We start from the raw sequence: 1,215 nt of genomic DNA, 5'->3' as shown, positions 1-1,215 counted from the left end.
AGGCCTAAAGCTTCGGTTATATGTTTGATGCCCGATTATTTTCCGTGCCCAAACCCTCGACCAGTGAGCTGTTACGCACTCTTTAAATGAATGGCTGCTTCCAAGCCAACATCCTGGCTGTTTTAGGATTTGAACCGCGTTTGATCAACTTAACATATCATTAGGGACCTTAGCTGTTAGTCTGGGTTATTTCCCTCTCGGCCATGGACCTTAGCGCCCACAGCCTCACTCCTGGAGATTATATTATAGCATTCGGAGTTTATTAGGGTTTGGTAGGCGGTGAAGCCCCCTAGCCCAATTAGTAGCTCTACCTCTATAATACGTCTATATCCAAGGCTGTTCCTAAAAACATTTCGGGGAGAACGAGCTATCTCTCAGTTTGATTGGCCTTTCACCCCTATCCACAGGTCATCCCATAGCTTTTCAACGCTAATGAGTTCGGGCCTCCAGTTAGTTTTACCTAACCTTCACCCTGCCCATGGATAGATCACAAAGTTTCGCGTCTACCCCCACTGACTGATTCGCTCTGTTAGAACTTGCTTTCGCTACGGCTCCGGTACTGAAGACCTTAACCTTGCCAGTGAGGAGTAACTCGTAGGCTCATTATGCAAAAGGCACGCCGTCACTCTTGCGAGCTCCGACCGCTTGTAAGCGCACGGTTTCAGGAACTATTTCACTCTCCTGTTCGGAGTACTTTTCACCTTTCCCTTACGGTACTGGTTCACTATCGGTATCTAAGGAGTATTTAGCCTTACCAGATGGTGCTGGCAGTTTCATACAGGATTCCTCCGGTCCCGCACTACTCAGGATACTACACGTCCATCAGAATTTCTGTCTACAGGGCTATCACCTGCTGCGGCTCATCTTTCCAGATGATTCAACTTGATCTGACTTTCTAAAAGTAGTCCTACAACCCCGGACAGAATTGCTTCGATCCGGTTTGGGCTCTTCCCCGTTCGCTCGCCACTACTTAGGGAATCATTATTTATTTTCTTTTCCTGCAGGTACTTAGATGTTTCAGTTCCCTGCGTTGGCCCCCTTGCGGGTAATACACCTTCAGTGTACTGGGTTGTCCCATTCGGAAATCTACGGATGTAACGATCGTTTGCATCTCCCCGTAGCTTATCGCAGCTTACCACGTCCTTCGTCGCCTCTTAGATCCTAGGCATCCACCATGCGCTCTTATTCGCTTTAAAAAATTTAGTATTTAGATAT

At 47.3% G+C, this 1,215-nt stretch carries 1 rRNA gene; it reads right to left on the bottom strand.

The features are described from left to right. Positions 1-1,196 (bottom strand): 23S ribosomal RNA (locus PV783_RS34455); the annotation flags it as partial. Positions 1,197-1,215: the final 19 nt, after the last annotated feature.

Source organism: Chitinophaga sp. CC14 (genome assembly GCF_048957795.1).
Classification (GTDB): domain Bacteria; phylum Bacteroidota; class Bacteroidia; order Chitinophagales; family Chitinophagaceae; genus Chitinophaga; species Chitinophaga ginsengisegetis.
This window is presented reverse-complemented; position numbering and strand designations above follow the sequence as displayed.